At 45.7% G+C, this 267-nt stretch carries 1 protein-coding gene; it reads left to right on the top strand.

Annotated elements, in window-relative coordinates; all coding sequences use genetic code 11:
• Positions 1–267 (top strand): undecaprenyl-diphosphate phosphatase (locus AAEY75_RS15465; RefSeq protein WP_352260085.1); only part of this gene is annotated, 267 nt, incomplete at both ends.

Genomic DNA, 267 nt, shown 5'->3' with positions numbered 1-267 from the left:
CTCTAGCACTGGCTACTTGATTTTATCAGCCGATTTGATGGGCTTTTGGACCAAAGAAAAAGTCGAGTTGTTTGTGGTAGTCGTGCAGCTTGGCGCTATTTTGGCGGTCATTTATGACTATTGGGGCAGACTGTGGCAAGCACTGATGGGCTTACTGACAGGTAAAGCAGAAGGTATGAGTAATCCAAGACAGCTAGGACTTAGCTTAATTGTGGCGACTATTCCAGTGATGATCGTTGGTTTTACCTTCGCTGACGAAATCAAGGC

The sequence above is a fragment of the Psychrobacter sp. TB55-MNA-CIBAN-0194 genome, from assembly GCF_040309505.1.
Taxonomy (GTDB): Bacteria; Pseudomonadota; Gammaproteobacteria; order Pseudomonadales; family Moraxellaceae; genus Psychrobacter; species Psychrobacter fozii.
This window is presented reverse-complemented; position numbering and strand designations above follow the sequence as displayed.